This is a genomic window from Nostoc sp. (assembly GCF_036919895.1).
Lineage (GTDB): Bacteria > Cyanobacteriota > Cyanobacteriia > Cyanobacteriales > Nostocaceae > Nostoc.
On the sequence record NZ_JBALBW010000089.1, the window covers coordinates 1 to 14,905 of the forward strand.

Consider the following 14,905-nt stretch of genomic DNA (forward strand, 5'->3'; position numbering starts at 1 on the left):
ATTGGGGATTGGGGATTGGGGATTGGGGATTGGGGATTGGGGATTGGGGATTGGGGATTGGGGATTGGGGATTGGGGATTGGGGATTGGGGATTGTTTGCGGATATTAATTCATCTACCGAAAAATCGGCTGTAAATTTAAAATAAAACCAGGGAGAACATCTTCACCAGATAAACTTGTAGGAGATTGTAAAACTTCTGGTGCAAGATTTGGACGATAAATTATTACTTGTTTCTCTTTGGGATTAATTAACCAACCAAGTAATAATCCCGAAGCTAAGTATTCCAGCATCTTGGCTTGAGTGTCTTCCACATCATCAGTTTCAGAAACCAATTCTACTGCAAAGTCAGGACACAGGGGGAGATATTTTTTTCTTTGTTGTGGTGTGAGAGCATCCCACCGTTCCATTTTCACCCAAGAAGCATCAGGAGAACGAGTTCCACCATTGGGAAGTTTAAAACCAGTGGAAGAATCAAAGGCTTTTCCTAAATTTTTTTGACTGTTCCAAAACCATAGTTGACCTAACAAATCAAAATTACGGTTTCCCGTTTCTCCTCCAGTGGGTGACATGATTACCAATTCTCCTTCAGCAGTTAATTCCAAACGCAACTCTTTATTCACACCAACAATCTGCTCAAATTCCTCATCCGTAAATTTGAGATTAGGAGGTAATTGTAAAGTTAAAGCAGTCATAATTATTCCGCTCCACCAAATTCTAGTTGCGTTACACCCATGCGCTGCCAATAGGGAAGAGTGAACCTCTACCTCTACTTTACAATTTCGCCTAATAACTGCGTCTATACTGCATTAATATAATCCCACGGTTTACCCGCAACTGCCCAATGCCCAATGCCGATTAAATTTTAGGTGAGCTAAGGGCATTCAATAATAATAGTGACCACGGTATTTTAATATCGGGTATGAGCGATGAATAGGTTCTCAGTCCTGGCAATGCAGTCGGTAGCAAAAAACGTAAAGAGCGTAGCGATGCAGGCCGATCGCCATTTTCATCGACAATTCCATATTTATCAGCTAGTTCGGCAACAATCTGCACGCGTCCAGTATGACGCATGATATTTGAATCACAAGCAAGTGCAGCGATCGCCCGTCCAGTAAATAAGGGAGTTTCCCAGTTGTAGCGATCGCTAATAAATGAGTTTTTTTGCTCGGTAGTATCGCTTTGATTCATCTCAGAAGCAAAACGGTCAAAAAGCTCAGTCCCAACAATACCCGGCCAAATTGAAACAGAAGCGATGTTATAGGGTTTTAATTCAACAGCCATATCAGCTGCGAGGCGATCGCACGCTGTTTTACCAACACCATAAGCTGTATTAAAAATATAAGACATACTACCCCACGAGGAAATGGTGCAAATTAGTCCAGAGTTCCGCCTAGTCATCATTCGGGCAGCAAAAACACTCGCAATATAATGGCTACGAAGACCAACGTTGTTACTAGCATCCCAAAGACTGAGTTCGCAATCCCAAAAAGGCTGCCCAAAAGCGTCTTTTACTGCCTGAACTCCTGAGTAAGCATTATTCACCAGTAAGTCAAGTTGTCCATCTTGCTCATCTTGGATGCGCTCAAACAGTAAACGCACCTGCTCATCGTCGCTGTGGTCTACTTGCACTGGAATGCACACACTACCAATTTCGTCAATAGCTGATTGGGTTTCACTAAGACTTCCTGAAACCCCATCACTAGAAGAGTTGTTGAGACTGCGGCCTGTGACGTATACAGTTGCCCCAGCCTCAGCCAAACCAATAGCAATTCCTCTCCCAATTCCCCGCGTAGCACCTGTTACCAATGCCACTTTATCTTCAAGGTGTTTCATCATCATTTTCCTCTGTCCTCTTTGCTCCCCCTGCCTCAGCAGTCTCATCATAAAAGAACGAAGTCATATATTTTTTACTTCAACAATTAAGTAAAATGCATTAACAATGCCTAACATATCCAACTCACTAAACTGTCACTCCTTCCAACTCCTCATCCGTTAACTCATACAACTGGCGCAACTTATCTAACTTCTCACCATCAGCTTCCCAAAAACCCCGTCCATGCGCTTCCAACATTCTCCCTAAAATATTGCGAAAAGCTTCAGGATTTGCCTGACGTAATTTATCCGCCATCTCTGCATCTAACGCATAAGTATCAGCCGCTTGGTCATAAACCCAATCATCGGTAAAATCGGCAGTACCACCCCAACCAATCAACGCCGTCATCCGTTGGGAAATTTCAAAAGCACCACCAGAACCTTGACTCGCCATTGCTTGCGCCCATTTGGGATTTACCAACTTAGTACGGTATTCCATTCGCAGCAAATCATCCAAATTGCGCGGTGTAGTATCCTTCGAGAAACTTTCTACAAAGCTGGTTGTCACCTTCTTACCGCCTTGTTTTTCTGCCGCCCTTTTCAAACCACCCGTATTAGCGTAATATTCTTGAATATCAGTTAAACCGTATTCTACCGAATCGATTTCTTGAACAATGCGATCGCTAGTTTTTAATAGAGTATTCAAAACTTCCGGTCTAGCTTGACCTTTATCTTCTCTCCCATAGCTGAATACATTGCGACTTTGCCAAGTATTCCCCAACTCCTCACCAGATTCCCAATTTCCATCAACTACGCGATCGTTCACCAAAGAACCAAAATCACCCGCCGGATTAGAAAACAACCTCGCCGATACATTTTCTACCCCTTGGGCTTTTAAAGCTAAAGCGTGTTTCCTAACAAAATTTTGATCTTCCGGTTCATCAGCATCACTTGCCCGTTGAAATAAGTCATCCAACAACTCGATAATATTTACAAAACTATCCCGAAAAATCCCAGACAAATTACCCAATATATCAATGCGGGGATGTCCAACCTCAGCCAACGGCTTCAATTCATAACGAACAACTCTACCAGTTCCTTCCTTAACAGGTTCAGCCCCCACCAACTCCAACAAAATCCCCAAAGATTCACCCTTAGTTTTAATCGCATCCAATCCCCAAAGCATCACCGCCACCGTTTCAGGATATTTCCCATATTCATCCAAATGCTGAACAATAATTTTTTGAGCAATTTCTCGCCCCCGTTCATAAGCCGCAGGTGAAGGCATCCGATAAGGATCTAAAGCATGAATATTCCTCCCCGTAGGTAAAACACCAGCCCCATCCCGCAACAAATCCCCACCAGGCGCAGGCGGAATATACTCCCCATTCAACCCCCTTAACAAATTCGTTAACTCATCCGTAGATTGCATCAACAAATCCCTTATTACTCTTTCCTCCTCCTCTCTCTCCTCTCTGCGTTCTCCGCGCCTCTGCGGTTCGTCTCCAAAATAAGCCTCCAAATACCCCTCCAACGCCTCCTCACTCGGCCTTTCCCCCAAAGTATGCAACCCAGAAGAAAACAACCGATTCTCTAAAACCTGCAAATATTCATACAACACCACCAAATAATCATCAAAAGCATGAGTACTAAACATCCGCACATTCTCAGGAGTAAACGCAATCCCCAACCGTTTAGCATCCTCAAACGGACAATCTGTATCCAACCCAGAATCTACAATTTTTTTACAAATCCCTTCCTTCAAAACATAATTCTTTTGTGGATCTTCCCGATACTCCGAAATCAAATCCCGCAACGCCACCAACTCCTTATACAAACCTGCACGCCCATAAGGCGGTACATTATGAGAAATCAACACACCATAACCGCGACGTTTCGCCAACATAGACTCAGACGGATTATTCGCCGCATATATATAGAGATTAGGCAGATTTCCTAACAGAATATCCGACCAAGAATAACCCGTATTCCCCAACGGAGAACCAGGCAACCATTCCACCGTTCCATGCATTCCAAAATGAACTAAAGCATCAGCTTTAAACTCATTTTGCAGCCATTTATAATAAGCTACATATTGCGGATGAGGCGTTAAATCTCGTTCAAACATTAACCGCATCGGGTCGCCTTGTATTCCCAAAGGTGGTTGTACACCTATCCACACATTACCTAATTGCACACCACCAATCTGAAATTCATCGCCATAAGTTTTAATACCAGTTCCCGTGAGAGATTTCCATTGTTTTTCAATGCGGGAAGTTTGCAAATATCCCAACCATTTTTCTAGAGTGCGAACATTAACAGACGCAGAGATATTTTTTGTATTATCAAAAGATTCATCCGCCTCTTTTACCCAGCGAATCAATTCTTCTCCATCTTCCGGTAAATCTCCAACGGTGTAACCTTGTTCTTTAAGTGCGTGGAGAAACTTCAACAAACTACGCGGTACATTCAATAATGCAGCTGTCCCCACAGCACCATAACCTGGAGGAAACCCATATAAAATAATGGCAATCTTGCGTTCCGAAGCAGGTTTTTGCCGCAAATTCACCCAAGTTTTCACCCTACCAATTAATCGCTGCACCCGTTCGGGAACTAGATAAATATTTTCGCCCACCAAACCACCAAGGGGAACGGTATCAATAGCCCCATCCAATTCTGGTAAGGCGTACAACACAACACTTTGTAATCCGCCGATACCTTGGCGCGTCCACGAGTGAATATCTTGAATTAATAATGGTGCAGCAACAATATAAGGTACATTCTTGGCAGTGAGAATGCGCTTTGCGACTTCTATTTGACGGCCAGCTTCCATTGAACCAGCCGGGCCACCCACCAGAGGAAAGCCAATTGTGGAAACGATCGCATCTACTTTAACTGCTTCACTAGAAAGTGAGGGTGTCTCTATATTACCGAGTTGTCGTTGCTGAATTTCATAGTCGGTTGTCATTAAATCTCGTACCGCCACGTGTCCTTCTACGCCGTTGATGAAGATGGGTAAAGGAGTTAAGCCGGCTTTTTCAAAACTGCGAATCAGTTGGGGAATGTATGGTTGTTTGGTAATTACATGTTTGCGGTAGAGGAGAATTCCGATAACGGGATTTTTACGTTTAGATCCCCCCAACCCCCCTTGAAAAGGGGGGCTAATATTCCCCTCTTTGTAAAGGGGGCTAGGAGGGATCTTCTCATACCATTCTAGGTATGCTTTTGGCGATTCAAAAAACCCTTGATAGTCGGGATGGAGTAATCCGATGTTGGGGGTTTCGACTAGGGGGGGAATGTCGCCGACTTTTAAACCTAAGTATTTTTCTGCTAGTGTCCAGAATAATGAAGCGACGTTTTCGGAACCGCCAGCATTCCAATAACCATAGATAATTAACCAGTTGCGTAAATCTTGGACTTTTTGCACTGGGACATATTTCAATAGTTTGGGGCCGATTTTTAAGAAGTTGATGTAACCAGCAAGTTTGTCTTCTTCTTTTCCGTTGCTGAATTTGTCGAGGATGAATTTAACTGGTTTGGGCATTCCTTTGGGCTTGTTGCCAATGGCAAAATCACCCAGCTTGGTTAAACTCATTAATTCCAAGGCTGACTCAAAGACTAGGCGGATGGGAATTTGGGAAATGCGATCGCGCAACCACACAACCTGGTCATAATCAAATAGGAGGCTACCGAAAAATACATCAGCGTTATCAAGCGCTGCTTCTACCTCGGCCCGTTGGCTGGTAATATTGCGATCGCTAAATACCCGAATATCCAACTCAGGACAGCGAGAGTTAGCCAAAAAAGCGGCTTTCCTGTACAAGTCAGCGTTGAATGATTCAAACCCAGCAACCAAGACGATGCGTTTCATGCCTGTAAGCTACGAAATATTTCTTTACTTAAATCTTAAACGTGCTTTCAGGCTGATTGTTAAATATCTACCCACATATTTCGGTCAATAATTCCTTTAAAAGCTTCCTCAGCGAAATAACTACTGGAATTTGTTAAGCTGTTACTCTTTTAACTGGGCGATCGAGTTCTTTTGAAGCGTCATAATAGTTTCATCCAGGTGAGGATCTATTGTTACAAGCAAGTTGACGCGAAAAAAACCAAGTATATTACGAAACATAAACAGGCTTAAAGCCCTTACCAATGACCAATGACAAAGGACAAATGACAGCCTCACTCACCCCTTCGGGACTAACGGCTTTAGAAGTGTGCAGTGATGAATCGGTGTATGCTCCCGGTCATATTCAGCCGCATGGACTATTGGTGATGCTGCAAGAGCCACAGCTGACAATTTTACAGATTAGTGAAAACGCGGAACAGTTTTTTGGGATTTCGGCAGAAGCATTACTGGGTAAACCCTTACAACAGTTGTTTTCCCGCGCTCAAGTGCAGCGACTTGCTGGCTACCTGGCTGAAGATAACCTAGAACTTGGCAATCCATTTAAGCTAAAAACACGGCGGAAGGTTGCCCAGACAGATTGGCAACGAAAAAATCAGACATTTAGAGGTGTAATGCACCGGATGGTAGATGGGTTGATGTTGGAACTAGAACCTCAGCGATCGGTTAAAAGCACCAACTCAATCCAGTTCTATCAACGCCTGCAAACTGCGATCGCTAATCTTCGTAATGCTACTAACGTGACGAATCTGGCTCAAATCCTTGCCAAAGAGGTGAAAGCGATGACTGGGTTCGATCGGGTGATGATCTACCGCTTTGAGGCAGACGATAGTGGTGTGGTGATTGCCCAAGAGAAACAGACGCATTTAGAAACCTATCTGGGACTACACTACTTGGCAATAGATGTTTCTGCACCAGCCCACAAATTGTTTTACCGCAATCGGATGCGATTCATTCCCGATGTCTATTACACCCCTGTGTCGCTGATCCCCACCAACCATCCTCTCACAGATGCACCCCTCGATCTAAGTAATTCTCTGTTACGGGGAGTGTCTCGCTGTCACTTTGAATACTTACAGAATATGGGGGTTGCTGGGTCGATGACGATTTCGTTGCTCGACGACAAACACCTCTGGGGATTAATTGCCTGTCACCACTACAGCCCGAAGCTAGTGGATTATGAAACTCGCAAAGCCTGTGAGTTTTTAGGACAGTTTGCCTCAATCGAACTGGTGCATCAGCAAGAACGAGAATTGCAGATTTACCGAACGCAGGTGAAAACAATTCAGGATGAACTGCAAGAGAAGTTATTGCAGGATGCCAATTTGCTTGAGCAAGTTTTTAGCCGAAATTCTTCTCAATTACTGGATCTGGTTCATGCTCAAGGAGCCGCGATTTTGCTTGATGGTCATCTGATATTAGTTGGTCAAACGCCATCGGATACCCAGGTACAGCAGCTTGTGACATGGTTGGTGCAACACAACGAAGAACGAGTGTTTGCTACCGATTCCCTCTCCCGTTTATATCCACAAGCAAAAGCATTCAAAGATCGAGCTAGCGGCATCTTAGCAATTTCCATCTTATTCAACCATGTCAAGCAAAAGTCTTATCACATTCTCTGGTTTCGACCAGAGCAAATCCAGACGGTGAATTGGGCGGGCAACCCCCAGGATGCAGTCACCATCAACGAAGTTGGCGAGATGCAATTGTGTCCCCGGAAGTCCTTTGAAGTGTGGAAAGAAACCGTGCAAGAAACTTCCTTGCCTTGGGAAATTGCGGAACTAGAAGCCGCTAGTGAGATGCGAAATACGCTGATGTTAGTAGTACTAGAGTTTTCCCAGACAGCACTAGAACAAGCCGCAGAACAAGCTGCGATCGCTAACCGCGCCAAAAGTCAATTCCTCGCTAAAATGAGCCACGAACTCAGGACTCCCCTGAATGCCATTTTGGGATTTACTCAGTTGATGAATCGTAGCGACGCAATTCCATCTGAATTTCAAGAACATTTAGGGATCATCAGCCGCAGTGGAGAACACTTACTAACCCTGATCAACAATGTCTTGGAAATGTCTAAAATTGAAGCGGGTCAGTTACAGCTAACAGAAAACTGTTTTGATTTGCATCAGCTAATTCACTCCATCATCGATATGGTTGCCCTCAAAGCTTTAGAGAAAAGAATCGATCTGATCGCAGAGCAGCATCCCAGCGTTCCTCGCTATGTGTATGGTGACGAATCAAAACTACGCCAAATTCTGCTCAACCTATTAACCAATGCGATCAAATTTACAACAACAGGTAGTGTCACCCTGCGATTAGAAGCTTTCGTCAATTCACTTAATTCAAAACAAGGCAGTTCCTCTGATTCCAAAGCAATTATCACCCTTCATTTGGAAGTTGAAGATACTGGATGTGGCATCGCTCAGTCTGATCTAGAGAATGTGTTTGAAGCCTTCATGCAAACAGAAGAAGGTCGCCATGCTAAAGGTACAGGCTTAGGCTTATCGATTAGCCGTCAATTTGCCCGTTTAATGGGTGGTGATATTACAGTGCAAAGCACCTTGAGTCAGGAGTCAACTTTCATTTGTGAGGTTTTACTGAGTCTGGTAAACTCAGTGGATATCATTGCCTCCCAAACGCCTCGCGCTGTGATCGGTTTAGAAGCAGGACAGCCAAATTATCGCATTCTGGTAGTGGAAGACTTTAGAGAAAATCGCCAGTTACTCGTCAGGCTATTGGAATCAGTTGGGTTCGAGGTATGTGCAGCCAAAAACGGCAGCGAAGCGATCGCTCTGTGGTCAGAATGGCAACCACACCTGATTTTGATGGACATTCAAATGCCGGGAATTAATGGCTATGAAACTACCCAGCAAATTCGAGACACACAAGCGGGTAAAGATGTGGTGATTATTGCGCTGACAGCCTATGCCTTTGAGGAAGATTACACCACTAGCATTCAGTCAGGCTGCAATGACCATATCACCAAACCATTTCTAGAAACTGTCCTATTTGATAAAATGGCACACTACTTAGGAGTCCGTTACCGCTACCGCGAAGAAGCTTTATCGGAGTTAGATCGGAAATCCCTAAGCGCCAAAGATTTTCAGGTAATGCCGCCAGAGTGGATTATTCAGGTGCATCAAGCAGCACTCGATCTCAACGATGCCGAACTCTACAATCTCATCGCTCAAATCCCCAACCAGGAAGAAGTTCTCGCCAATGCCCTGAAATATCTGGTCGATAACTTCCAGCTAGAAGCGATCGCAACTCTAACCCAAATTCACCAAAACGACTGTGGCTAATTTACTTAAATCTGCTTCTGAAACAAATATTCTCATCGTAGACGATACCCCCGATAATCTCCGATTGTTAACTAAAATACTAGAGTCGCAGGGCTATATTATCCGTAAATCTCTCAACGGGAGAATGGCATTACAAGCTGCTTATCGATATCCACCAGATTTGATTTTGCTTGACATCAATATGCCCGAAATGAACGGCTATGAAGTTTGTCAACAGTTGAAAGCATCAAAAACAACAGATCAAATTCCGATTATTTTTATTAGTGCCCTTGACCAAATCAATGATAAAGTTCAGGCATTTGAACTGGGTGGACAAGACTATATTACCAAGCCGTTTCAAGAAGTTGAAGTGCTAATACGAGTCAAAAACCAGCTACTCATCAAACAGCAATACCAACAACTTCTTGAACAAAATCAACGCCTAGAGCATGAAATTCAAGAACGTCTAAAGGCTGAAGCAGACATAAGACAGCTATCTATCACTGATGATTTGACAGGATTATATAATCGCCGTGGTTTCTTTTGGCTGACAAATCAGCAATTTAAAATTGCCCAGAGGACACAAATGTTGTGCTGTCTTTTGTTTGTTGATTTAGATGGTTTAAAGCAGGTTAATGACTCTCTAGGGCATGAAATAGGAGACAGAATGATTGTTGACACAGCCCAAATACTAAAGCAAACTTTCCGTGAATCTGATATTATTGCCCGTCTTGGAGGAGATGAATTTGTCATATTTGTTCCTATCTGCTCTAGGAATACAGATGAATTTTATCCTCGATTGCAAGCAAGTATCGATCGCTATAATCAAGAACATAATTATTTATATCAACTATCTATAAGTATTGGCGTGACACAATGCACCTTGAATGAAAACGTTTCACTAGAACAATTGATAGAAGAAGCCGACAAGCTCATGTATGAACATAAACGCGCTAAACGTCTTGTAGAACATTAACAAGAAAGAATTCAGGAGGCAGGAGAAGCAATTCGGTGGTATCATTGCATCGAAATGATACCGTAATTTTGTCTAGATATAGAATTCTATCGCCCTAGTAATGATAGATTATTTCTGAAAGGAGCTTGCTGCAATGTCCACAACACCAACTACCCGATTAATTTTAGAGACTTTACTCCCCCATCTGAAAGTAGCAGCAGCTTATGCCAATTTTCTGCAACCAAAAATTGCTGCACTTCCCGCCAAAGAACAAGCAAACAACTTTTTTAGTGCCGCCCTTACTGATGCGGATGTGGCTATTCAAAATTTGGTAGAGGTAGTATTACTGGGAACTTTCCCAGAGATTCGCTTTTATGGTGAAGAATATGAAAGTTCTAATAATACCAAATATTTTCGCGCTACCGAACTTGGTTCAGAAGGTGATTATTTAGTCACACTTGACCCGATCGATGGCACAAAATTTTACATGGATGGACATTCTAATTACCAAATTATTCTCGGTATTCTAAATTATGATGAATTTGAAGCAGTAATTGCCATTTCTCCTGCCCAAAATGTTTATTTTTACGCCCTTCGAGGTGAAGGTGCTTTTAAAGGGACGTTGGAGATGAGCTTAGAAGGCTGTACCCCTTTACACATAACATCGGCCAAACCTGCTATTTTGTTGGGATGGGGGATGAATGCGATCGCACCTTCACTAAAAGATCGATATCAAGTAATCGATATAGCGACTGATTACTCTAGCAATATTCAAATTCCCAATCTTAATGGTATTCTCAGTGGTGACTTGAGTGGAGCAGTCATTAAATCGGGTAAATTTCTTGATAGTGCTGCACTCGCTTTTATTGCAAAAGAGGCTGGCTGGATTGTAACTACTGTGGATGGTTCGCCTTTACCGCCACTGCATACTTGTAAAAACTATAGTCTGCCTGGATTGATCGTAGCTGCCTCAAAATCTGTTCATCAAGACTTACTGAAAGCGATGCAAAGCCTAGACGATTGAGGGCAAACAAAATGAAAATTTGTATTGTTGGCGCAGGTGCGATCGGGGGATATTTAGGAGCAAAACTGGCACTTGCAGGTGAAGCAGTGACGCTGATTGCGCGTGGTTCTCATTTGGAGGCAATTCAAAAAAATGGGCTGAAGTTGCTCATGGCAGACGGTTCTAGCCAAATTGCTACTCCGACTTTGGCAACTAGTGATATTCAGTCAGCAGGGACACAGGATGTAGTAATTTTAACTGTGAAGGCTCACAGTGTACCTGCGATCGCACCCTCTCTTCCGGCACTCTACAATCCTGACACAATGGTGGTGACAGCCCAAAATGGCGTTCCTTGGTGGTACTTTCGTCAGCATGGCGGTGACTATGAAGGTACGCGGATTCAATCTGTTGATCCAGATGGAATTATTGAAGCTAGTATCGGGGCTGAACGCGCCATCGGTTGTGTTGTTTACCCGGCAACCGAGATAATTGAACCAGGTGTAATTAAACATATAGAAGGCGATCGCTTTACTCTGGGTGAAATCGATGGTAGTAAAAGCGATCGCATCCAATTATTGGCGCAATCTTTAAAACAGGCAGGATTCAAAGCACCAATCCGCAATCAAATTCGCACGGAAATTTGGATCAAGTTGTGGGGAAATGTGGCGTTTAATCCTATCAGTGCCTTAACTGGTGCGACTTTGGAGGATATTTGCCGCTATCCCCTCACCCGCGAACTAGCGCGGCTTATGATGAGTGAAACTCAAGCGATCGCAGAAAAGTTGGGTATAAAGTTTGGCATCACTTTAGAACAGCGAATTAACGGGGCTGAAAATGTTGGCGCTCACAAAACCTCGATGCTACAAGATATTGAAGCCAGACGCGCTACGGAGATAGACGCGATCGTTGGTGCGGTGGCAGAATTGGGAAAACTCACTCAAATCCCCACACCTTATATTGATGCGATTTATGCCAGTGTTAAGCTGCTGGAGGCGACTAAAGTCAGAATTTGACAGTCCCGAAGTTTTCATGGGATTAAACAGAGACTTTACCATGCATTAATTAGCAGGTGTAAGCCGATGCAATGGCATTGTAAGCCGATGCAATGGCATTGTGAGTAGATGCAATGACATTGTGAGTAGATGCAATGGCATTGTAAGTCGATGCAATGGCACTGTAAGTCGATGCAATGACATTGTGAGTCGATGCAATGACATTGTGAGTCGATGCAATGGCATTGTAGGGCAAGATGTGGGGAAATAAATATTTAGAATACTTGTGTGTACACCATAGCCATTCAGAGGACATGATATCACAGGTATTATTTGCTCGATTGATGTAACAGTTTAAGGTGCGGAATATTTTATGAAGAAAAAAAAAGGATGGTTATTAACCATACTGGTTGTAGCAGCAGTAGGAATCAGCATCATCACAGGACATAGTAATTCTCTAAAAGCTGCTTTATCTTTAGGTAAAGACACGCTGACGATGATTACTTCCCCAGATTATCCCCCTTATGAGTTTTATGATACCAAAGGAGGCGATCGCCAAATCGTTGGCTTTGATATAGATATTGCCAAAACCCTTGCGGAAAAACTAGGGTTTAAACTTCAAATAATGGAATCCGATTTTAATGGATTAATCCCTGCACTCCAAGCAAATCGCGCTGACTTTGTAATGGCTGGGATGACTCCGACTCCAGAACGCCAGAAAAATATTGATTTTTCAATTATCTATTACGAAGCTAAAGATACAATTGTCGCTCCTAAAGGTAGCAACCTCAAGCAACCGCAAGATTTATCAGGAAAAAAGCTTGGGGTACAACTCGGAACGATACAAGAACAAAATGCCCAGAAAATTGCGAAAAAAGTTGCGGGTATTCAGCTAAAGCAACTCAACAAAGTACCGGAAGTGGTTCAGGAAATCAAATCTGGGCGAATTGATGCCGCAATTGTTGAGGATACTGTCGCTAAAGGATTCGCCCAAGCTAACCCAGATTTAGAGTTTAATGTTATTCCCTCAGAGGAGGCAAGTGGATCTGCGATCGCTTTTCCTAAAGGTTCTTCCTTTGTAGAACCGTTTAACAAAGTCCTTCAACAAATGAAGAATGATGGCACATTGAATAAACTTGTCGCCAAATGGTTTTCAGAGAATACTACCGCTAACCCTGCATCCTCAACTCCTGCCAAAGGGGGATTGAATCTCGACTTCACCAGAATTCTTCCCGACATTCCCTTTATCCTTCGGGGAATCCCTTTAACTTTGTTATTCACGCTATTATCTGTATCCTTGGGGTTAATCTGGGGAACAATCCTGTCTCTATTAAAAATTCTCGGCATCAAGCCGCTTACCTGGGTTGCTAACGCCTACACTTCTGTTTTTCGAGGCACACCTTTGCTATTACAGTTGGCGTTAGTTTACTACGCAACACCCCAACTTACAGGCTATGACATTTCCGCATTGCAGGCTGGAGTGCTAACTTTTACTTTGAATTCTGGCGCTTATATGTCGGAAACTATCAGGGGTGGAATTCAGGCGGTAGATAAAGGACAAAGCGAAGCGGCGATGTCTATGGGTGTTCCCTATTGGTTGATGATGTGGGATGTGATTTTGCCCCAAGCATTGAAGAATATCCTCCCTGCATTGGTAAATGAAACTATCGGATTGCTTAAAGATTCCGCGCTGGTGTCAACGATTGGGGTGGTGGAAATATTACGCAGCGCTCAAATCGTTGGTGCAAATAAGTATATTTATTTTGAACCACTGCTATTTGCAGGGTTAATCTACTATGTTTTAGTGATGGGTATGACTTTGGGTGCATCGGCTTTAGAAAGGAGGTTACGGCAAAGTGAATAATGTAGTAATTCGCACAGAATTCTTATGTAAATCCTTTGGCAAACTCGACGTACTCAAAGATATTTCCACTGAGTTTTATCAGGGGGAAGTGGTTGCCATATTAGGCCCTTCTGGTTCAGGGAAGTCTACCTTTCTGCGCTGCATAAACTTGTTAGAGCAACCCACCAAAGGCAGAATCTACTTTCACGATCAAGAAATTACCAAGCCCAAGGTAAATATTGCGAAGGTGCGTCAGCATTTGGTGATGGTATTTCAACATTTTAATTTGTTTCCCCACATGAATGTGCTGCAAAATGTCACCTACGCACCCATAAAGGTGAAAGGAATAAACAAGCAAAAAGCAGAACAACATGGCTTAGAATTGCTGAAGAAGGTAGGTTTAGAAGAAAAAGTGTCTGTCTATCCATCCAAATTATCGGGGGGACAGAAGCAGCGAGTCGCGATCGCGCGGGCATTAGCAATGGAACCTGAGATGATTTTGTTTGATGAACCCACCTCTGCACTAGATCCCGAAATGGTTAAGGATGTGCTGGAAGTGATGAAAGATTTAGCGCTATCTGGGATGACAATGGCGATCGTTACCCATGAAATGGGCTTTGCTAGGGAAGTTGCTAATAGAATTATGTTCCTCGACCAGGGAAGTCTAGCAGAAGATAGTACTCCTGGCGAGTTTTTCCAAAATCCTAAGTGCGATCGTGCCAAGCAGTTCTTAGAGAAAATGCTTTAGAACAATTGAAATTCGCCGCTTTTTTTGTATTCTTGAAACTTTTCCAAAACGGGGCAATCGTTTGGCATTAAGGTAGGTAAGTCAGCCAAATCAAAGAATTCCAGCGCCAGCGATTCTCCATCTAAGCAAGCCAGACTGCTTGACAAATTCGCCATAACGAGAAAATTTGTAAATAAAATCTTATTGACTCCCGGTACTTTGCCAGCAATGTCTCAATCTCTTTTTTTTTGCTGCAACAGCATTTTCGTCGGCTTTGGGATTCAGCTTTGTAGTTTTCTTCCAACTGATGTCAGCGGCATCAAACAAGTCGTAGTAACTTTGTTTTGAATCATAAACTACGTCGTACTCACTCATCTTGTTTGTACT

At 43.2% G+C, this 14,905-nt stretch carries 10 protein-coding genes and 1 pseudogene; 6 read left to right on the forward strand and 5 right to left on the reverse strand.

The features are described from left to right. Nucleotides 1-114: 114 nt before the first annotated feature. The 3 genes from V7K55_RS18010 to bchH all read right to left on the reverse strand — a co-directional run bounded on the left by V7K55_RS18010 (nt 115) and on the right by bchH (nt 5,684). Entirely contained in the window at nt 115-693 is a 579-nt protein-coding gene (locus V7K55_RS18010; RefSeq protein WP_334833694.1) for a Uma2 family endonuclease, read from the reverse strand. Between the two features lie 163 nt (nt 694-856). After that, nucleotides 857-1,834, reverse strand: a complete 978-nt coding sequence (locus V7K55_RS18015) for an SDR family NAD(P)-dependent oxidoreductase (RefSeq protein WP_334833708.1) — start codon at nt 1,832-1,834, stop codon at nt 857-859. 127 nt (nt 1,835-1,961) lie between these two features. Then, on the reverse strand, nt 1,962-5,684 hold the full coding sequence (gene bchH, locus V7K55_RS18020; protein WP_334833696.1) for a magnesium chelatase subunit H: 3,723 nt from the start codon (nt 5,682-5,684) through the stop codon (nt 1,962-1,964). A gap of 302 nt (nt 5,685-5,986) precedes the next feature. On the opposite strand from bchH, the gene V7K55_RS18025 reads away from it, so the two are divergent. From V7K55_RS18025 to V7K55_RS18050, 6 genes are all read left to right on the forward strand, one after another. Next, on the forward strand, nt 5,987-9,019 hold the full coding sequence (locus V7K55_RS18025) for a response regulator (protein ID WP_334833698.1): 3,033 nt from the start codon (nt 5,987-5,989) through the stop codon (nt 9,017-9,019). Beyond that, nucleotides 9,012-9,974, forward strand: a complete 963-nt coding sequence (locus V7K55_RS18030; protein WP_334833699.1) for a GGDEF domain-containing response regulator — start codon at nt 9,012-9,014, stop codon at nt 9,972-9,974. The genes V7K55_RS18025 and V7K55_RS18030 overlap by 8 nt, the downstream gene beginning before the upstream one ends. Nucleotides 9,975-10,107: 133 nt before the next feature. After that, nucleotides 10,108-10,977: an inositol monophosphatase family protein gene (locus V7K55_RS18035; RefSeq protein ID WP_334833701.1), complete on the forward strand. Its 870-nt coding sequence runs from the start codon at nt 10,108-10,110 to the stop codon at nt 10,975-10,977. Between the two features lie 11 nt (nt 10,978-10,988). Next, entirely contained in the window at nt 10,989-11,969 is a 981-nt protein-coding gene (locus tag V7K55_RS18040) for a 2-dehydropantoate 2-reductase (protein ID WP_334833702.1), read from the forward strand. 352 nt (nt 11,970-12,321) lie between these two features. Next, nucleotides 12,322-13,812 (forward strand): ABC transporter permease subunit, encoded by a 1,491-nt coding sequence (locus V7K55_RS18045; RefSeq protein ID WP_334833704.1) that lies wholly within the window; start codon nt 12,322-12,324, stop codon nt 13,810-13,812. Then, the gene (locus tag V7K55_RS18050) at nt 13,805-14,539 is read left to right on the forward strand and encodes an amino acid ABC transporter ATP-binding protein (RefSeq protein ID WP_334833706.1); all 735 of its coding nucleotides are present in this window, start codon (nt 13,805-13,807) and stop codon (nt 14,537-14,539) included. Before V7K55_RS18045 ends, V7K55_RS18050 begins: the two co-directional genes overlap by 8 nt. On the opposite strand, the gene V7K55_RS18055 is transcribed toward V7K55_RS18050, so the two are convergent. Continuing rightward, complete coding sequence (locus V7K55_RS18055) at nt 14,536-14,694, reverse strand: hypothetical protein (protein WP_334833710.1); 159 nt, start codon at nt 14,692-14,694, stop codon at nt 14,536-14,538. The genes V7K55_RS18050 and V7K55_RS18055 overlap by 4 nt on opposite strands. A 58-nt stretch (nt 14,695-14,752) precedes the next feature. Then, nucleotides 14,753-14,905: pseudogene (locus tag V7K55_RS18060) on the reverse strand (winged helix-turn-helix domain-containing protein); the annotation flags it as partial.